This window comes from Thermoplasmata archaeon (assembly GCA_015063285.1).
Classification (GTDB): Archaea; Thermoplasmatota; Thermoplasmata; order Methanomassiliicoccales; family Methanomethylophilaceae; genus Methanoprimaticola.
The window spans coordinates 31,777-51,160 of the sequence record SUST01000006.1; the positions used below are offsets into that span (position 1 = coordinate 31,777).

General features: G+C 49.3%; 21 protein-coding genes. 12 read left to right on the forward strand and 9 right to left on the reverse strand.

Features of this window, described 5'->3' with window-relative positions; translation table 11 throughout:
- Positions 1–10: 10 nt before the first annotated feature.
- From E7Z62_05055 to E7Z62_05065, 3 genes are read right to left on the reverse strand one after another with little or no spacing between them, the layout of a single operon-like run.
- Positions 11–466: an Rrf2 family transcriptional regulator gene (locus tag E7Z62_05055; protein ID MBE6522478.1), complete on the reverse strand. Its 456-nt coding sequence runs from the start codon at positions 464–466 to the stop codon at positions 11–13.
- Positions 463–1,314, reverse strand: a complete 852-nt coding sequence (locus E7Z62_05060) for a DUF1638 domain-containing protein (GenBank protein MBE6522479.1) — start codon at positions 1,312–1,314, stop codon at positions 463–465. The genes E7Z62_05055 and E7Z62_05060 overlap by 4 nt, the downstream gene beginning before the upstream one ends.
- Positions 1,315–1,352: 38 nt before the next feature.
- A complete protein-coding gene (locus E7Z62_05065; protein MBE6522480.1) occupies positions 1,353–1,883 on the reverse strand; it encodes a hypothetical protein in 531 nt (176 codons plus the stop codon).
- Between the two features lie 78 nt (positions 1,884–1,961).
- On the opposite strand from E7Z62_05065, the gene E7Z62_05070 reads away from it, so the two are divergent.
- Positions 1,962–2,783: a hypothetical protein gene (locus E7Z62_05070; protein MBE6522481.1), complete on the forward strand. Its 822-nt coding sequence runs from the start codon at positions 1,962–1,964 to the stop codon at positions 2,781–2,783.
- A complete protein-coding gene (locus tag E7Z62_05075) occupies positions 2,780–4,021 on the forward strand; it encodes a hypothetical protein (protein MBE6522482.1) in 1,242 nt (413 codons plus the stop codon). The genes E7Z62_05070 and E7Z62_05075 overlap by 4 nt, the downstream gene beginning before the upstream one ends.
- Here the strand turns inward: E7Z62_05075 and E7Z62_05080 are convergent.
- The 5 genes from E7Z62_05080 to E7Z62_05100 all read right to left on the reverse strand — a co-directional run bounded on the left by E7Z62_05080 (position 4,008) and on the right by E7Z62_05100 (position 10,226).
- On the reverse strand, positions 4,008–4,589 hold the full coding sequence (locus tag E7Z62_05080) for a manganese efflux pump (protein MBE6522483.1): 582 nt from the start codon (positions 4,587–4,589) through the stop codon (positions 4,008–4,010). The genes E7Z62_05075 and E7Z62_05080 overlap by 14 nt on opposite strands.
- Positions 4,586–6,607, reverse strand: a complete 2,022-nt coding sequence (locus E7Z62_05085) for an ATP-binding cassette domain-containing protein (protein MBE6522484.1) — start codon at positions 6,605–6,607, stop codon at positions 4,586–4,588. The genes E7Z62_05080 and E7Z62_05085 overlap by 4 nt, the downstream gene beginning before the upstream one ends.
- On the reverse strand, positions 6,607–7,401 hold the full coding sequence (locus tag E7Z62_05090; GenBank protein MBE6522485.1) for a hypothetical protein: 795 nt from the start codon (positions 7,399–7,401) through the stop codon (positions 6,607–6,609). Before E7Z62_05090 ends, E7Z62_05085 begins: the two co-directional genes overlap by 1 nt.
- Positions 7,398–8,966, reverse strand: a complete 1,569-nt coding sequence (locus E7Z62_05095) for a hypothetical protein (GenBank protein ID MBE6522486.1) — start codon at positions 8,964–8,966, stop codon at positions 7,398–7,400. Before E7Z62_05095 ends, E7Z62_05090 begins: the two co-directional genes overlap by 4 nt.
- Before the next feature lie 75 nt (positions 8,967–9,041).
- The gene (locus E7Z62_05100) at positions 9,042–10,226 is read right to left on the reverse strand and encodes an MFS transporter (GenBank protein MBE6522487.1); all 1,185 of its coding nucleotides are present in this window, start codon (positions 10,224–10,226) and stop codon (positions 9,042–9,044) included.
- 113 nt (positions 10,227–10,339) lie between these two features.
- Here E7Z62_05100 and E7Z62_05105 point away from each other — a divergent pair, with 113 nt between their 5' ends.
- The 4 genes from E7Z62_05105 (at position 10,340) to E7Z62_05120 (ending at position 13,075) form a co-directional block, all read left to right on the forward strand.
- A complete protein-coding gene (locus E7Z62_05105) occupies positions 10,340–10,684 on the forward strand; it encodes a DUF3795 domain-containing protein (GenBank protein ID MBE6522488.1) in 345 nt (114 codons plus the stop codon).
- 267 nt (positions 10,685–10,951) lie between these two features.
- On the forward strand, positions 10,952–11,770 hold the full coding sequence (locus tag E7Z62_05110; GenBank protein ID MBE6522489.1) for a class I SAM-dependent methyltransferase: 819 nt from the start codon (positions 10,952–10,954) through the stop codon (positions 11,768–11,770).
- 107 nt (positions 11,771–11,877) lie between these two features.
- On the forward strand, positions 11,878–12,417 hold the full coding sequence (locus E7Z62_05115; protein ID MBE6522490.1) for a CDP-alcohol phosphatidyltransferase family protein: 540 nt from the start codon (positions 11,878–11,880) through the stop codon (positions 12,415–12,417).
- 70 nt (positions 12,418–12,487) lie between these two features.
- On the forward strand, positions 12,488–13,075 hold the full coding sequence (locus tag E7Z62_05120; protein ID MBE6522491.1) for a sugar O-acetyltransferase: 588 nt from the start codon (positions 12,488–12,490) through the stop codon (positions 13,073–13,075).
- A 3-nt stretch (positions 13,076–13,078) separates the two neighbouring features.
- On the opposite strand, the gene E7Z62_05125 is transcribed toward E7Z62_05120, so the two are convergent.
- Positions 13,079–13,873 (reverse strand): PhzF family phenazine biosynthesis protein, encoded by a 795-nt coding sequence (locus E7Z62_05125; GenBank protein ID MBE6522492.1) that lies wholly within the window; start codon positions 13,871–13,873, stop codon positions 13,079–13,081.
- A gap of 124 nt (positions 13,874–13,997) precedes the next feature.
- Here E7Z62_05125 and E7Z62_05130 point away from each other — a divergent pair, with 124 nt between their 5' ends.
- From E7Z62_05130 to E7Z62_05155, 6 genes are all read left to right on the forward strand, one after another.
- Positions 13,998–14,306, forward strand: a complete 309-nt coding sequence (locus tag E7Z62_05130) for an STAS domain-containing protein (GenBank protein MBE6522493.1) — start codon at positions 13,998–14,000, stop codon at positions 14,304–14,306.
- Positions 14,303–14,980, forward strand: coding sequence for a 4'-phosphopantetheinyl transferase superfamily protein (locus tag E7Z62_05135; GenBank protein ID MBE6522494.1), 678 nt, complete (start codon positions 14,303–14,305; stop codon positions 14,978–14,980). Before E7Z62_05130 ends, E7Z62_05135 begins: the two co-directional genes overlap by 4 nt.
- A 135-nt stretch (positions 14,981–15,115) precedes the next feature.
- Positions 15,116–16,609, forward strand: coding sequence for a hypothetical protein (locus E7Z62_05140; protein ID MBE6522495.1), 1,494 nt, complete (start codon positions 15,116–15,118; stop codon positions 16,607–16,609).
- Positions 16,609–17,094: a hypothetical protein gene (locus E7Z62_05145; GenBank protein MBE6522496.1), complete on the forward strand. Its 486-nt coding sequence runs from the start codon at positions 16,609–16,611 to the stop codon at positions 17,092–17,094. Before E7Z62_05140 ends, E7Z62_05145 begins: the two co-directional genes overlap by 1 nt.
- A 13-nt stretch (positions 17,095–17,107) precedes the next feature.
- Complete coding sequence (locus E7Z62_05150; protein ID MBE6522497.1) at positions 17,108–18,253, forward strand: iron ABC transporter permease; 1,146 nt, start codon at positions 17,108–17,110, stop codon at positions 18,251–18,253.
- Positions 18,253–19,104, forward strand: a complete 852-nt coding sequence (locus E7Z62_05155) for an ABC transporter ATP-binding protein (protein MBE6522498.1) — start codon at positions 18,253–18,255, stop codon at positions 19,102–19,104. The genes E7Z62_05150 and E7Z62_05155 overlap by 1 nt, the downstream gene beginning before the upstream one ends.
- The last annotated feature ends 280 nt before the right edge of the window (positions 19,105–19,384 follow it).

Sequence of the window (19,384 nt, forward strand, 5' to 3'; positions counted from 1 at the left end):
CAGGATCTGATCAGAGGCTCCTGAGAGATTCAGGAAGCTTCCTGTCCGCGGGCAGTTCCGATATGAGATCCGCTATTGTCGTTCTGGACAGGTCTTCGAGCATAGCGTCCATCGCTGATGTGAAATGGGAATCCAGCAGACTGTGGATCTCCTTCCCTATAGGGCACTGGAGATTGGCAGGGTACATGTTGAATGTCTCTTCAACGGATTCCTCCTGAGTAGCGATGAAGACATCCTTCAGTGTGATCCGGTCGGCCGGTTTCGCAAGAACGGTTCTGGCATTCCCTTTGCCGGGATTCAGAAGCCCGGCTTTGGATAGTTTGCTGAAGACCTTTCTGACTATCACTGGATTGCAGCCTATGCTCCTGGATACCGTCTCGCTAGTGACCTTATCCTCATTGAAGTAGGCGTAGATCAGCAGAGTATGGATGCCTACGGTGAATTCGGAGTCTACGTGCATGGTCAAGCTTGAAGGAAGGATTTGCACTTGCTGTAGATGTCATCGGTCGGCTGGAGATCCACCCATCCGGCCTCAGCCTCTTTGATCTTGAGATGTGTCCTCTCGGATACCTTCTGAAGATCTTTCTCGAAGTTCTCCCTGTCTCCGATGCCGGTGTCCAGCTTGAGGATGTATTCGTAATTGCCCAGCTGAAGGAGCCATCTCAGATATCCGTCGCGGCCAGGTTCTATCCCCAGGACCTCTCTCATCTCGGGAGTGAGGCTGGCCTCTGTGGCCGCAGATTCCGCCTGGTCAGCTTCCATGAAGTCGTCGAAGTTCGTAGCCATCGCTGGGAAGACATACAGGTGTCCCGTGTATTTCTGTTGCATCTGATTGTATTTGGGGCCTCCAGCGATGTTTATTCCGACGCAGTCGTGGCAGAGGTATCCGTTCTTGTCGCAGAACACCGCACCGGGTTTGAAATGCTTCTCCTCGCACCATTTGGGAATGTTCCATTCGTAGTTGCCGCAGGTCCCTAGATAGAAGCCTATGCCGTCCACGAAGGGCTGCATCTCGGTCGTTATCTCCTCGACAGTGGACTTGAGGACCTCCGGTCTCGAGTGAAGGCCCAGGTCCGTCATGTAGATCAGTAGTGTGAACTTATCCTTGGGCAGATCGTAATTGCGCGACAGTATATCGTTCCAGAATACCAGTTCGTATTTCATGCCGGCTTCTTCCAGTTTCCTTCTGATGGAACCGTTGTTCTTGTTCTGGACGACTATGATATTCTTCTCTTCGTCATCCTTCTTGAGACTGTAGATCAGATTATCGTCGACCATAGGACAGACAATCAGGCCCAGGACTCCGTGTGTCATAAAAATTGTTACAAACTAAAAGGATAAAAAGATGTTGCTCAGGCAGATGATCTCCTGCGGACCTCTTCCTTGATCAGTCTGACGGATCTGCTTGCTGAATTGGAGTAGATGTCGCATTCCGCCTTCTCCGCTATCTTGTCCGATATGGCGGCACCGCCGATGTTGAGCACTATGCGTTCCCTGATCCCTGCTTCTTTCAGCATCTCGGAGATGTCCAAGGCCTCCGGGCAGTCATAGGTGGTCTGTACCGACATGCATAGTACCGTGACCTCAGGATCCATGCATTCCTCTACGATATCCTTCAGTTCGGCATCACGGTCTACCACAATCACAGAGAACCCCTGCATGGTCAGGAGAGCGGCCATGAGGTCCCTTCCTTCGCTGTGCCTCCCGAAACATGTCACCACGGCTTTTCCCAGAGAAGGGTCGCAGATTATCACATCGCCCTCCTCGCGGAGACGGTTCACAGAACGTATGAATTCCAAAAGAGGGATCCTCCCTGATTCGAATCCTTCGAGCAGCTCGTTCACTCTGTGGTCCGACTCCATGATATCATCATAGAAAGACATGGCGAGAATATATCGTTTGATGCATTCACTGACAATTCTGAAAAAAATCCTTAATAATTCCCAATAGGTTTCGGATGTATGAGCGGAGTCTGTGATGCGGACCAGTCATATGATGCTACATCAGATGACCCTGTAGACGAATTCTCCGTTCAGTTCAGAGTGATGCTCGATAAACTGACCACCGTGCGCGCTCTGGGATTCATCCTTGTGTCGCTGGCGCTCACATTCATGATGTATCTGCTTACATACCTGCTAACAGAGTTCATCTCTAGCAGAGGATATCTTGTCCATGTCTCCGTAAGCACGATCCTCATGGAGCTCATACCGCTTCTGACAACAATCGGCGCAGCGTATGTAGCAACAGAGAAGGAAGGCCTTTTGAAGATATCAGGCAAACATGCCGTTGCAGGAAGATATCTGGGGGCGGTCGCGGTCTCATCCATCCTCATGATTCCGGTGTATGTGATGATAGTCGTCGCTCAGATCATGCATGGTACGGGAGATCTGGCCGCGTCTATGCAGTCATTCGCTCTAGCTGTGGTCTTTGCAGCGATAGTAATCGCAGTGGCCATGATTATAAACACCCGCTCGGAGCATGCCGTAGCGCTGACAATCCTGTCTGTGTTCATAGTTGTTCCCTTGGTAATATACATCCTCGGACCTGCGACGGGCCTGGTGGACTATGAGGCCATGTGTTCAGTAATACCGGTGCCCGATATGATAGCCGCAGTGAATGCCAGCGGTCACGGCGGGCTGACAACACTCAGCATAATGTCTGTAGTGAAGGCGTCATCCGGGCTCCCTTTGGATCCTCTGGCAAGCTTCATATTATTCCTCGGATGGGCTGTATTGATGTATTCGATACTTGTCTTGGTTATCGACAGGAGGCAGTCCGAATGAAGAAGGCGGCAATAGCAGTACTCATTATCGCTGTGCTTCTGGCCACAACAGCCGCGCCCATGGTGGATGCCGATTCATCATCATCTTCTTCGGAGTCCAAGAGCGATATCATCGACGTCGTGATCAGGGCAATCGCTGATACATCGGCTGTTATTGAGCTTACGGATGATTCGGACGAGAACAGGAAGATACTGATGGAAAGACTGAATGAGATCATCAAACCCATACTGCCTTCATTCACGATGGATGAGAGGAATTTCGAGGCCCTGGCAAGCATCCTTGCCGGTTTTGCTACATCAAAGCTTGTCGCATCGCATTTTCTGCCTCAAGGAAAACCCGAATTCTCGAAAGGACATCTGAGCGCCGGATTTGATCTTCCGCAACCTTTGAGGGATGCACTCAAGATCGAAGACAGGAAAGAGGGGTCTGACAGTCAGTACGGAGAGCTCGGAGTAGCTCTCTCAGATTCCATTTCAGTCAATGCTACCACATTCAAAGATATCGGCCATGTCGGAGGGATGTCCTGGGCAGGATCGTTCCTAAATGACTATGGGGGCGTCATCTTCAGACTCCTTAAGGTGGATGATACAAGCATCCTATACGGAAAGGATCTTGAGAACCCGATCCAGAAGGGTTCGGTGTATCACGTAGATACAACTCTCAATGTCTACATCTACATCGGTATGAATGCCTATTATGATGAAAAAGAGGATATATTGGACGTTAGGATGATATTCAAAGGAAAAGGTTCGATCCAAGAGGATATGGAACTGATTAGTGGTTCCGGACCTAAGAATATTAGCACCACCACCACAGCTAGGGAGATCCTACTCGATATCAATCTGACCATGATCAATCCCGGCAGTCCAGATAAGACGCTATATCTCGGTTTGAATGATTTCGATCTCGATTTCTATTATGGGATGAGCATCGATGGCGTTGAAGACAGTACCGAGATAAAGGGCAGCGGATTGGCAGCGGTCTTCAATGGTATCCTCATAAGACTGATTGGAGATGATGTTATCGATAAACAGAGGAAGCTGGATTATGACCAGTCGCTCATCAACATGGCTTCTGAAGGAAGAAGCAAGGATATGAACAAGCTTATAGAGGAAGCTAAGGAAAACACCTATTTCGAGGATGAATCCGACAGTACGTTTACAATTGTGACCGGTATCGTTCTGGCGTTAATCGGGGTAGCGATACTTTTCGTGCCCAGATATATCAAGCGCTCATGAAATGAGCGATACCGAATTCCTCTAGAAGCGCCAATATTCCGATAAATAACAGAAGGCAGCCTCCGGCAATTGTGGCGGCTTTCCCGTATCTTATACCGAACTTTCCGCCGAGGAACAGTCCGGCAGCACTTACGCATCCGGCGATTACTCCGAGCGCGATGATGCCTTCTATGACATCTGTCGCACTTGCTGAAATGAAAACTCCCGCAGCGAGCGCATCCAGACTTGTCGCTATCGCCAGAGGGAACATGGTCCTGACCGTGAGGTCCTTCGACAGTTTGCCATCATCCTCATTATCTTGGAGGCCTTCCCTGATGAACATGATTCCAAGGATGAGCATCACCAGGAACATAACCCAATTGTCATATATGTCAATGAATTCGTGGAAAGTTGTTCCTGCCAGCCACCCTATCAGAGGCATAATGGCATGGAACGCGCCGAACCATATGCTGACAGTTAGAACAGCTCTTTTATCGATTTTCTTCAGAGCTAGTCCTTTTCCAAGCGATACGACGAAAGCATCTGCTGAGATCGCTACGCACATCAGAAGCGTAGCCCAAGTGATCATTTCTTGACCTCTTTATTCCTCGGACGGTTACCCTTAGTTTTCTTTTCAGATTGTCTGCGATCGGTACGGGCTTTCCACTGTCTGACGGTATCTTTGGCATCTTTGTTTCCGCGTTCGGCAGCCATCACCATGTATCTGTGATACAGGTCCATGTTCTGTTCGACGCCCTTTCCGTCCTTGTACAGTAAGGCCATCTTGTACATGGCTCCGGCATCGCCATATTCCACAGCACTCCTGATGAGATCGAGCGACTCCTGCGGGAATTGTTCGGACTCATTCTTCGATTCGATCATCTCGGCCAGCTTCACACGGGGCGAACCTCCTGCAACGGATGCTTTCCTCATGAGTTCCATGGCGGCCTTCTCGTTCTTCTTGAATCCCTTTCCGGACTGGTATTTGAGGGCCAGAGTGGTCATGGACGGAGGCTGGTTGCTGCGTGACATGGCCTTCAGCATGTCGTTGGACAAGGCAATGTCCCCTTTGCGGGCCCTCAGTGTATCCATTGCTTTCTTGCGGGAATCGTTAACCATTGTGCTGGAGTATCTGGCGAACCATTGTTTGGCCAGATCTTCGTTCTTCTCCACCCCTTGTCCGGAGGCATACATCAGTCCTACCTGATACTGGGATCTGGCGTTGCCCACCGATGCTGACATCAGATACCATCTGAATGCCTGTTCATAGTCCTTTTTCTGGTATTTTCCGTCATAGAACAGGTCGCCCAGCATGTACATTGCCTTGTTGTTCCCATTCTCAGCCGCTTTGGTGAGGTATGAGATACATTTGTCAAGGTTCCTTTCACCGTTACTACCGTCGCGGTACATCTGTCCAAGGAGCAGATCCGCGTCGGTCCATCCCATTTCCGAGGCCCTTGTCAGGTATTCTTTGGCCTCTTCATAATCCTCAGCAGACAGGGCAGATCTGAGCATGAGTTCGCCGTAATTGCAATAATCATAGGGGTAGCCGGAGGAGCAGAGGTCCTTCAGGATGGAGCGCAACTCCCTGATCTCATCCATCGTCTCTCCCTGGAGTGTGGCGTATTTCCTTCTGGCTTCGATGCTGCCGTTCTCAGCCGCTCTTTGATAGAGGTCCATAGCCTCTTCCGTCTTTCCCTCAGACATCTTTATGTCGGCAAGATCGTTGAGCGCCATTGGGTGATCCCTCAATGCAGCCTCATTCAGCCAGTGCAACCACTCATCCTTGTTCTTCTCAACACCTACGCCGTCCCTGTAGAAGATGGCGATCCTGTATTGTGCGGAGGATGAGCCGTCGTTCGCAAGGCCCAGGGTCTCTTCGAACGAGTCGTTGATGGAACGCGAGTATTCGTCGACGACATCATCTGCCGGACCATCCATCTTTATCATGTGGTCCGAGATCCAAACCGCACGGCTGCATGTGCGTTTGATGGTGTTCATACTGTGGGATGTGAAAAGGACGGTCTTGCCGCTGCGGACAAGGTCCTTCAGATGCTCCGATGCTTTGGAGGCGAATGCAGCATCTCCGGTGCTCAGTGCCTCATCGATCAGGAATATGTCCGCATCGACGTTGACCATGACGGAGAATGCGAGACGGGACCTCATACCTGACGAGTACGTCCTGACAGGATTGTCGATGAACACTCCGAGGTCCGTATATTCGATTATCTTGTCCAGATGTTCCATGACCTCTTCCCTGGGGATGCCGTACAATTCGCTCCTGAGGATGATGTTGTCCCTTCCGGAAAGGTCCGCGTGGAATCCCATGCTCAGCTCGAGAATGCTGGCGACCTTGCCTTTGACCTCTACCGTCCCCTCGTCGGGTTCCAGGATGCCTGAGACCATCTTCAGGAATGTACTCTTTCCGCATCCGTTGCGTCCGAGGATACCGACGATATCGCCTCTTTTGATATCCAGGTCGATTCCGTCGAAGATCGGGTACTGTATCTTCTTCTTGAACAGGAATCTGCTGTCGTTAAGGTTGGGATCGATGATCGTATAGGACTTCTTCAGCCCTCTGATCCTGATGACAATATCGTCCTCCATCAGAGCACCTCCGGGAACTTCTTCTCATATGTGAAGAACACGAACGCTCCGAGCAGGTACATCCCTGCCGCCAATATCAGGCTCATCAGGAGATACTCCGTGTGCGGGAAGATTCCATAGTACAGGATGTCATGGAAAGTTTCCACATAATAAGTGAACGGATTATACCACACGATCGTTCCCAGAAGGCCCTTGGCCTCGCTGGCCAGGAAGAATGTGGGGGTTATCCAAATGACCAATCTCATCACTATGCTCATGATGTATCCCACGTCCTTGATGAAGACTGTGATCGTCGATACCAGATACGAGCTTCCCAATGAAAATACGAACATCAGGAACAATTCGACAGGGAGCATGGCCATACCGAACCAGTTGACATACTGTCCTGAAAGCAGGATCACGATGATTATGACCATGTAAGCGAAGACCACGCTCAGGAACTCTGTGATGACCGTTGAGAAGACGATGATCTCTCTGGGGATCTTCATTTTCGTGACGTAGCTAGCATTCGCTGTGATGGCTCTTCCCCTCAGACAGCTGGAGATGAAATAGACGGGGAATATTCCTGCACTCAAGTAGATCCAGAAATCTTCCATGGCACGCGGTCTGATGTAAGTGAACGTTATCGTCAGCACGACGATCATCAGGACGGGCAGAAGCAGATGCCATACGAATCCGACGTATGTGCTCTTGTAACGTCCGGCAGTGTTCCTTCTGATCATCGCCAGCAGGATCGTCTTGTTTGCACGGACGTCTCTGACGGACTGTGCTAATCTGGTAAAGATGTTGATCATTCTCGCACACCTCTGAACATTCTGACGATGAATAGTACGACAAGTATGCAGACCAGTACTCCGAGCAGATTCTCGTAGGGGTACGGGCGCTCTCCCAAGATGTGTATGTCCAATGTTGTGTTATCGCCATTCACATTTTCGGGGATGAAAAGGTCTTTGGGAACCGTCAGATTAAGGATGACGGGATCCTCTTCAGTTCCGATATCTAACGAGTATGAATTCAGAATCACGTCGGGGCTGTAGATTATGAATTCGGTAAGATTACAGGATTTGCAAAACGCAGTATAACCCACATCAACCCTGGAATTTTCAGGTATTGTGACTTTCTTAAGATTCTTGCAATCGTTGAATGCCGAAAGACCAATGGATGTTACGGAGCTCGGAACGACAAGCTCTTCCAGGCCTGTTCCTTTGAACGCCAGTAATCCGATCACCGTTATTTGTTCACCGAAAGTAATATTGGTCAAAGATTCGCATCCATTGAATGCGGCGTATTCAACGACCGAGACATTACTCAGATCGATTTCTTCAAGGGACCGACAGTTTTCGAACGCATCTTCGTTTATGACGGCCATGGTCTTGGGCAGGACTATCTTCTTCAAATTGGAGCATCCGGAGAATGCCATGGGTTCTATTTCCGTGACATTTTCATCCATGTATAGTTCGGTCCTCTCACTGGCTGCTGGATAGGCTATCAGTTTTTTGTTGTGGGATACATCGTACAGGATTCCCTCTTCCTCCTGATATTTGTAATTGTCAGATGTTATACTCTTTAGGTTGGGGCAATCGCTGAAAACCCTCTCGCCCATCGAATACAGTCCCGAAGGTATGTTGATCCGTTCTATGCCCGATTCCGCGAATACGCAGTCGCCCATCAGTTTCAGATCATCAGGCAGTTTGAGGTTGGTTAGTTTCTTGCATCCTTCGAACACTGAGGAGTCCAGAATGCTCACGGAGCTCGGCAACTCGTTAGCAATTCCAATGCCGTTGATCGATTCCAGATTCTCGCAGCAAGCGAACGCTTCGAATCTGATTTCTTTGAGTCCCACAGGCATAACCACGGCGACGAGATTTGTTCTGCAAAACGCACCTGTGTCGATCGTCGTTACATCTTTGGGAATGACATAAGCGCTGCCCTCTTTGCATGCAGGATATGCTATAAGCGTGCGCATATCCTTGGTAAAAATGACTCCGTCCACGCTGCAATAGTTCTTGTTATTCTCATCCACGGAGATGTAATACAAATCCGATGATGTGAACACCCAGACATCGATGAATTCCACCGTCGCGGGGATATGTACGGTCCTAACAGGTTCTTTAAACGTCGCATAGATCGATACGATGGTATACTCCTTGTCATCGTGCATCACGGTAGACGGTACGATCATATCTTCCGTAGTGGAATCTTCCAAAACTGTGATTATCGAGACAGTTGTGGAGGTTTCGACTGAGTATTCGAAATCCCCGTCCTCGAAGTAATCGTACCCGTCGACAGAACTAAACGCAAGCGGGAATAGGATGATAGAAGCGGTCAATATCAACAGGACGGAGAGACGAATTCCCATGCGGTCGTGTAGAGCGTTTTGATTAGTAAAAGTTTGTTTTTTTTAGGTGATATGCGGAAAGTCAAGAACCTTTTCTCAGAACGATCCCTTAGGTATCTTACCGGCTGTGACCAGCCTTCCGTGAAGGAAATAGTATAGGATAAGGGAGAACGTCGCAACGGCGGCCATGGCCATGTAGCTGTCGCGGTAGCCCATATCATCTATCAGCATTCCGATTACTATCGGGCCGATCACATAGGCCAGGTCCACGAAGATATTGAATGTGGAGATGGCGACCGCCACCCTGTCCCTTTTGGTGAGTTTGATCACCACTGCGTTGCCGATGGACAGCATTAGGGCCACATTGACACCCATCATTGCTCCTGATAGAAGGAGCAGCCATCCGTTGTCGGTGGTCGCGAAGATGGCCATTCCCAGAATGAAGAGGAGGAACGATGGTATCATGAGAGCATTCTCCCCCCGGGTGTCATACATCTTTCCGAGGAACATCCTGGATACCAATGTGCTGACCGACAGTGCAACGAAGAAGAATGTGGCGAATTCCGCAAGACCTATCTCGTTCCCGTAGGACGATATAAACGAGAGGACGCCCGAATACGAGAAGAAGAACACCAGCGCGACGACCGAGATGGGGATGGCGCTGCGCTCCACTAATCCCTTGGGCCTGTCATGACGTTCTGCGACCGGCACGTCTTTTGTCAGGAAAAGCGAGCACAGGAATCCCATAAGGCTCATCGCGAATCCCAGCAGGAACACGTCTGTGAACACTCCGTCCTCGGAAAGCATCATGCAGGCCATCGGACCCAATGCCGAGCCTATGCTGACGCTCATCATGAAGTATCCCATGCCCTCACCCATCCTTTCGGACGGTATTGTCAGTGAAACCTTGGTGTTCACCGCGGTTCCCATGGCGCCATAGGCCATTCCGTGCACCAATCTGAGGATGCACATCGAAGCCACATCCCACGCTGCCAGATACATTATGGAAAGGATGCTGCTGACCAAAAGGGATGCGACCACGGTCATCCTTAGACCTAATCTGTCGATGATCCTGTGGGAGAACAATCTGGCGATCAGGTCGCCGACTATGAAGATGCTCACCGCTATCGCTGCTATCATGCTGTCCGTCTGGAATTCGTCCCTGACGTATGCGGTCATCCCGGTATACGTCATGAAGAACATCATGATGTAGAAGAATGCGATCATCGAGCAGATGACGAAATCTCTGCTGAGGAGCGGTCTTTTCTCCATGGTCTTCAAGTCCCTGACGAAGTCCACGGTTGAAATAGATGATGTAGGCTATTCCGGAGAACTGGTTCAAAACAAGGCGGAATAAGACACATATTATCAACAAACACATTCATTCCAGGTGCATGAATAGATTCATCGCATACTGTGGATTGGATTGCGAGAAGTGCGAGGCACGCATCGCTACCCTGAATGACGATGACGATCTGCGCAGAAAGGTTTCTAAGGAATGGTCGGAACTGAATCAGGTGGAGATCACTCCAGATATGATCAACTGTACCGGATGCCGCATGGAAGGGGCCAAGACCGTTTACTGCGGCACCCTTTGCCCGATAAGGAAATGCGCCGTCTCTAAGGGATACGAGACGTGCGGATCCTGTCCAGAGTTGGAGACTTGCGGCAAGGTATCGATGATCATCGGCAACAACAAGGATGCTCTGAGCAATCTGAGGCAGCAGGGCCCGGCCTGATGATCACCTTCTTGTCTTCTCTGCCAGTTCCTTTGTACGTTCGGACATTCTGGCCAGTTCGTCATGGTCCATCTCGTGTAGCATCTCCAGTATTGCCAGGAAATTGAGTACTTCTTCGTTTCCCTTAGCCTTCACTACCTCTACGTAGAATCCCGCGATGATCCCGATGAATTTGGAATCAGGTCGTGTCCTCTCTAGGTGGTTTTTGTCATTGATAAATTATTAGGAATTCCTAAATTATTTTAATCTAAAGTAATATGACCTTGCATGAAAGAGAAAGTCTCAATCGAGAAAGGGAGCGTCCAGGAAACTCTGATGCTTCCTTTGTTCGGGAGATACAAGGCAAATCAGAGGTACCCTCGTCTGTTCAGGGACACGACGGCAAAAACGATCATCGATCGCATAGACTACGATATCGAGCAGGCGGATATGGGCAAGGGACCACAGTTGGTCTACGGTATGAGACAGGACATCACCGAGAGGGTGGCCAGAAAGTTCCTCAATGAACATCCGGATGCACTGATCATCAACATAGGTTGCGGTCTGGACACGATTTTCGACCACATAGACAACGGAAGATGCCGTTTTGCGAATGTGGACTTTCCTGAGGTAATAGAATTCAGAACCAGATTATTCGACCGCAAAGAGAGGACAGTGAACATAGGTATGGACGCCAATGATCATAATTGGATGGATTACGTCGGATACAACGAAGGGGACAGCGTCTTCATTATGAGCTGCGGCGTATTGTTCTATTTCCAAAGGGAAGATGTACAGAGGCTCATAGATGCGATCGGAAAGAGGTTCCCGGGCGCCGTGATGTGCTTCGACTATGAGAACGCAAAAATGCTGGCCCGCTCTAACAGAGCTGTCAGGAAGACAGGCAACAAGGGAGCATACATGCCATTCAGCATGGAGGACGGCAAGAAGGAGATCAAGGAATTTTCCGATACAGTGGAATCCGTGACGGTTCTTGATCGCCTTCCAGAGGATTACAACTGCATCCCGCTGTTCTTCAAGTGGTATTTCAAAAGGTGTCTCAGGACGGGGTCAATGACTTTCGCAGAAGTGAAGTTCAAAGGCTGAACGGTTGAATTAGGATAAGGAAACTGATTGAAATAACGCAGACATTATATTGTTCGGTTTGATTAGTGTCATCTAAGCACTCTGGCAACCCATCTGAGGGAATCGTGATGAACAAATCAATACCGAACATCATCTCATTTTCGAGGATAATCCTATCCTTATCGATGCTCCTGTTCGAACCTCTCACTCTGGAGTTCTTCATTGTGATCTGCCTATGCGGAATAACGGACTTCTTGGACGGATATCTCGCCAGAAAGTACAATCTGGTAAGCGAGTTCGGAAGTCATTTGGACAGTTTGGGAGATTTCGCCTTCATAGTATCGTTGGTGGTCAGTTTCCTGTTGTACTACGAACTCAAGCCATGGATGATAGCGTGGATCATCATCCTTGCAGCGATCCGTCTCTTGGCCATGATAATCGGCTACGTCAGATACAAGAAGTTCACATCCGTCCATTCATACATCAACAAGACCGCAGGATTCATCGTATACTTCCTGCCGTTCATGGTGTTGTTGTTGGGATTCGATCTGACGTTCATCCTGTTCTGTGCGCTCTATACCATTTCCGGTATCGAGTACGTCATCATCAACGCCTACAGCAAGGAATACAGGACGGATTTCACATGCATTCTGATCGAGCATCCATGACGATCGGGTGAGCCAATCGGATATCGATCTCTGACAACAATTAATGTAATCGAATATCCTTAGACTTGATATGGCAGACGGAACACCGGACCAGGAATTGAACGCATTGTTGGAAAGACTCAATGCCGGTCAGACGATAGGTCCCGACGGCAATGGTATGAGTGTTCTCAGGAAATATGCGAGAGAAGCACAGATGGTCACTGCCAGGATCAATACGGGATTCCATGAGGATAAGGAGCTCCGGGAGATGGTGTCCGAGCTCATTGGCAAGGATGTTCCCGATGATTTCTGTCTATTCCCTCCCATATATGCGGACTTCGGTAAGAACATCACGATCGGCAAAAGCGTGTTCATCAACTCAGGATGCTGTTTCCAGGACCAAGGAGGAATCAGGATAGGGGACGGTTGCTTCATCGGACACCAGGTGGTATTCGCTACCATAGACCACGATCTAGATCCGAATAGAAGGGCAGAGAATCATGTGGCCCCGATAGTCCTTGGGAAGAATGTATGGGTCGGTTCCCACGCGACCATCCTGAAAGGTGTGACCATCGGGGACGGTTCTGTGGTTGCTGCAGGCGCGGTCGTGACGAAGGATGTTCCCCCGATGACAGTGGTCGGAGGGGTGCCGGCCCGTGTGATTCGCAAGATCGAGTGATGCTCAGAACAGGATCGAGTCATCTACTTCGAAAGTGGCGAACAGAATCGCTTTGCCGCTCAGTTTAACCCTGTCTCCTATAATTTCAACGGTGAGCGTGCCTCCACGTTCTGATACCTGGCGTGCGACCATACGGTTCTTTCCAAGTTTCTTGCTCCAGAAATCGACCAGGCTGCAGTGCATAGAACCGCATACCGGGTCCTCATCCACATTCAATTTGGGCCAGAATGCTCTGGAGACGAAATCGAATCCATCATATCCGGGGGCTGTGACGAAAAGGCCGAGTCCATCCTTGAGTTCTTTCACTTTTCCCATATCAGGATCGAGGTCGATGACATCCTTTGCAGTCTTTAGCAGCAATATGGGGTCCCTGTAACCTATTGCTGCTTCTTCTATGTCGCACCCAATTGCATCGACGAAGTCCTCGGTGACATCTATAGGCTGGGTCTTGATAAGCGGGAAATCCATTGAATAGCAATCTCCTTCTCTGGTGACCCTCAGGATACCGCTCTTGGTGCTGAATTCTATCTGGGATGCATCAGGTTCGATATAGTTCAGAATTACAAATCCCGTCGCCAGGGTCGCGTGCCCGCATAGGTCGATCTCCCCGCCGGGGGTGAACCATCTAAGTTCATATCTCCCATCGCTTCCGACCGCGAAGGCCGTCTCAGAGAGGTTGTTCTCTATAGCTAGCTTCTGCATGACGTCGTCGCTCAGAGCTTTTTTCGAAACGCAAACAGCAGCAGGGTTTCCCGAGAACGGACGGTCAGTGAATGCATCGACTTGATACATCTTCATGCTTCTTGGATTACATTTTCCATATTTTACAGGGATGCATATTCTAGTTCGAAAAACATTCGAAGATGGATTAACTGACTGTAGCAAGGGAATCGATATAATTGATAGATGAGATTTCTTCCTGATGAACAGGTCTTACACAGTACTGTTGGCAATCACGGCAGTATTCACATTAGTGGTAGCTGCCCTGGTTCTGATAGTTCCGGACCACACAGGTGAGTTGAGAACGGATCTGGAGGTCGGGGACGACGTCATGACCATTGAACTGGACATGTCTGAGGTGCCGTACATCTCCTCAGCGGGACTGAGGGTCATACTGAACGCGGACGAGATCATGCAGGACAGGAACGGGATCAAGCTGATAGGCGTCAACAACGACGTCCGTGCGATCCTTGAGATGACCGGATTCTACGATACATTGGACATAGAATGATTCACTGTTTCATCACGGACTGCACCCCTCTTGAAGACCAACAGACGTATGACAGGGCATATGCGCTCCTGTCGGACGAAAGGAAGGGCAAGGCCGATTTCTACAGATTCCCCAAGGACAAGATGCTCAGTATCACCGCTGGATTGTTCATCAGATTGGTGGAACGGTCCTATGGGAAGGTGACCGCCGATGAGAACGGTAAGCTCCATGTAAAAGGGGTGGAATTCAATCTTTCTCATTCAGGACATTACGTAGCTTTTGCTGTATCGGATTCACCTGTCGGTATCGATATCGAATCTGTCGGTCGCAATATGGACATAGCCCGCAGAGTGATGACCGAAGAAGAATACGAAGATTACATCGATAAGGTGGAAGAGAAGGATCGCGAGGACGTCTTCATCAGGATGTGGACTGCCAAAGAGAGCTATATGAAGGCCTTGGGCCTAGGATTCAGATTGGCGCCGGAGACATTCAGAGTCCTTTACGGATACGAGCTTAGATCTCCGGATGGAACCATGAGGATACAGGAACTCGATGCGCCGGAGAACTATCAAGTTTCAGTATGTTCAGAGGATGGGGAATCTTCGATCAGAACCTTGGAGGTCGGGGATCTGATCAATGCCGATTCCTTGAAAGGGATTATAGGCAACGGTTCAACCGTTACACAGATGTGACGAAGGTAGTCGACCATTTGTTATCGATTATCAAAAAGCGAGAAAAACAAATGCTGAATATGCGGCCGTTACGGTCCTCATCATTATATATTGTTTAAGAGAGTGCGTATTGGATTATCAATCCAAGTGGCATCTGTGGAAAAGAGAGCGTTGGCTGTGATAGTGATAGCCGTTGTTATACTATCGACAGCGGTCTACATGTCGCTGAGCGGCGAAGATCATGAGAAAGGAAACAAGGATTATCTAGCTGATGCTCTGCGGGCGATGTATGAAAATGACAGCGATTATCCTGCTCGTCTACTCATCCTGGGCAATGCCGATCTAGATGACGACCTCGATGAAGATGATCTGGAGATCGTCAATCACATCGCAAGTTTGAGTTCATATGATTATGTTGATAATTTCATGTGCGATGCCAATTATGACGGAGTCATAGATGACGGCGATGTGGAACGCTTGGAGCAGATGATCGCCAAGGATTCGAACGGCCTATACACATACAATGATGTTGCCTATTATGTGGACTGCGATTTCGTGGTATCTAAATACCACATGGATTGGCCGCTCCATACATCGAACATCCTCACGCAGACTCTCCAGATGTTGATGATCCTGGATGTGGATTCAATCATCGCACTCGACGACAGGTGTGCCAATTCAGAAGTCAGTATAACCCCTGATAACGGGACATACTGGAAGGAGTTTGCAGGAGTTTTGGATTACTCTGAACTGGGGAGTACGGGGTCATATAGGCATATCAGTGCCGAGCAGTATCTGCAGGTCGCGAAGGAGTATGGTGACGGTTATCTCACGGCAGTGATGAATTCCAGGTATGCAAGGAACACCGGATATCTCGAGGAGCAGCTTGAGAATTGTACAGTTCAGCTGGTCCGTATACAGTCTTGGGAGAGGGGTGCCGTCTGCAATGGAATGCTCACGCTCGGATATCTCTTCCACAAGTATGACAGGGCATCGGAATGGGTTTCCTGGCATGACGGTTACTATAACGCGATAATGGAGAAGGTCGCAGCATTGACCGATGAGGAGAGGAAGGCAGTGGTCATCGCAGTGCTGAGCGATACCGACAACGTTTCCATGGACACCTTCGATATGCTCGGTGTAACATCCGGCGAGTATCAGAGCCTCAAGAAGATGGGCATAATAGATGTGACTCACGAGTATCTCGAGAGTATCGGTGCACCTGCTACGAGTTGGTCCGTTTCTGTTAATAAGGAGACTCTGGCGGAGATTTACAGGATATATCATTTCGACTTTTTCATCGGCACTTTTTCGGGACCATACAACATCGGCCCCATAAATCCGGACAGACCGGATGCGGATGTCATCTACAATCAGACGAAGCAATACCTGGACAAATACTGCGGAAAGGATGCAGTCACACTTCAGACATTCGGATGGGTCTACGCCACCGGACCCCATGAATTGGCCTACATAGCGGGTCTCGCGAATGTGCTTTACGGATGGACGGAGTTCGATGTCAAGAAGATCGTCAACGAAAGCCTTCAATGGATGGGGATATACGATGAGGACGGGTCCATGGGGGAGTATTTCTACAACTATGAGAGCCTGGAGGATTCCCTCTATTGGCCAAGGATCATGGTGATATGATGGGCGACGAATCATTGGGATCGAAAGGTTCCGCACTTCTGATGTGCGTGGTCCTGATAGCAGGATCGATGGTGATGTTCGCCCTTTACCAAGGTATGTCCAGTATGCACCCTGACCCCCATGAGGGGATTCAGAATCTTGCGGTCACCGGAACGCTGATGGGTGAGGAATGCTCTGGAGAATGCACCATCGAGTATGTTCCCGAGACCGGGATGTACCGTTTGTATCAGGGCAAATCGACCATCACTTCTGTCAGTTGCAGCAAAGACATAGAATTCGGTATTGTTTTCGGCAGCGACGATCTGCCCGTCAAGAGCTCATACAAATGCATAGGCAAGGAACTGATCGGCGATATCGAAACAACTGTCTGGACTCATTCGGAGGACAGAACGGATTATACATTTTACATAGGCGACCTCTGCAGGATGCTGCGTATGGTCGTCATCAACGAGGATTTCAGCATAACGGGGGATCTGAAGGGATGAGGGAGGCGGCCGAATGAAGATAAAGTACAAGAGCAAGATAGCCAACCTGGGCCTGAAGCTGCGTCTGTCCGAGAGTTCATCCAAGGTTGTGAAGAAGCAATCGGATGGTGCAGTGACCAATCAGGACATCATCAGACAATACAGCGCATACAAGTATGCCAAGTTCATGATGCTGTTGGTCGTGGCCGTACTGTGTCTGATAACATTCGGTATCGACATCGGTCTCGGAGCGTATTCCCTGAGTTTCATCGACGTATATGCAGCCATCTTCGAGAGGCTGATGGATTGGGACCAGGTCATGTCCACTGACATGATGGTTGTTTGGGAGCTTAGGATGCCCCGTGTCATAATGGGCCTATTGGCTGGAATGGGACTGGCAATAGCTGGAGCCGCTATGCAGAGCATGATGAAGAACCCGTTGGCCGATCCATACACCACAGGAATATCCTCAGGAGCTGCTCTAGGTGCCACCATAGCCATCACCTTGGGGATTGCCATCATAGGAGGCAGCTTCGGAACGGTCATCAACGCATTCGTGTTCGCACTTCTGCCCGCGGCGTTCATCATTCTCATATCCCTTTACAAGAAACCGTCCCCAGCCATGATAATCCTGTCAGGTATATCCCTGATGTACATCTTCAACGCGGTGCAGTCTTATCTCATGCTGGTCGCAGATCCGGACGCTGCCGCCAGCGTCATAGCGTGGACCATCGGGTCCCTGAATTCGGCCAGTTGGGAGACCGTTCCATATGTGTTCCTCATGACCTTGCTCGGAGGCATCGTACTGTTGTATATGGCGAGGGTGCTCAACACAATGAATGCCGGAGATTCATATTCGAAGAGCATAGGTGTGGATGTCAACAAGGCGCGCATAATAACGCTTGTCACCGTTTCGCTGCTCGCAGCCGGAATAGTATCGTTCACGGGAGTCATAGGGTTCATCGGACTGGTCGGACCGCACATAGCCCGTATCTTTGTCGGTTCAGATAACAAGATACTTATCCCGGCGGCCGGGCTCATGGGTGCAGGTTTGATGCTATTAGCTGACTGTGTCGTGCAGATTGTTCTTCCCACGCTGCCCATCGGAATCATCACGTCGATCATCGGAGGACCTGTGTTCATGATCCTATTGCTCAGACAGAAGAAGGAGGTGTGGTGATGTCATTGAAGATTGAGGCTCAGGATCTAGGGGTATCTTATGGTGACAACTTGATATGGGAGCATATCAACCTGACCATCGATCAGCCTGGTCTGATCAGTATCTTGGGGCCGAACGGAGTCGGTAAATCGACATTCATGTACACGATAAACAAGATCCTGGAGCCGACCTCAGGCCGTGTCTTGCTTGACGGAAAGGATGTCATGGAGCTTTCCTACAAGGATATAGCGAAAAGGGTCGCGTATGTCCCTCAGGCATCCGGAGAGACTTTCGCCATGACTGTCATGGATACCGTACTGATGGGAAGGTATCCCCATTCAGGATATACCGTGACCAAAGAGGATATGGAAATCGCCGCAGACAGTCTTCAGAAGATGCATATGGGCGAGTTCGCGATGAGGAACTTCAACGAACTCTCAGCCGGACAGCACCAGAGGGTCATGATCGCAAGAGGGCTTGCGCAGATGCCCGATCTCCTTATGCTCGATGAACCTACTTCCAATCTAGACATCTATCATCAACTGTACACGATGAAGTTATTGCGCGACCTGGCGCATGAGAGGAACATAACGGTTCTCGTGATTTGTCATGATCTAAATGTTGCTGCGAAATTCTCCGATCGCGTTATCATGTTCTGTAAGGGAAAGGTCTACTCGGACGGACCGGCTGACGAGACACTCACCGCAGACACGATCAAAGATGTTTACGGAGTCACCTCTGACATCATAACGGTGGATGAGCATCCGTATGTCATCTATCATTCGGACGATATCGATACAGGAATGGCGCCATCGCAGAAGACTACCACTGTGCCGAAGGGCGAGAAGGGCAACGATGATGTGGAGAACTGAATACCGATAATAGAAGATCGTGTCCCTCATAGCCCCTATTCTCTTGTTTCATTACACTAGTAGTCGACAGTAGCTGGGATGAGGATTAGATTAATGCCGTTTATGGTAGATGCTACAGACAAATATCAACACATATCGAGACGATAGGAATAATCATTCATAATTGACTGTTTATTGGATCATTTATGATGGTCTTTATGAACTGAACCAGTATCAATATAAAGTCAGGTTAAAATATGCTTATGTCGTACTCAGTTAAGAACAAGCAGGGGCATCAATA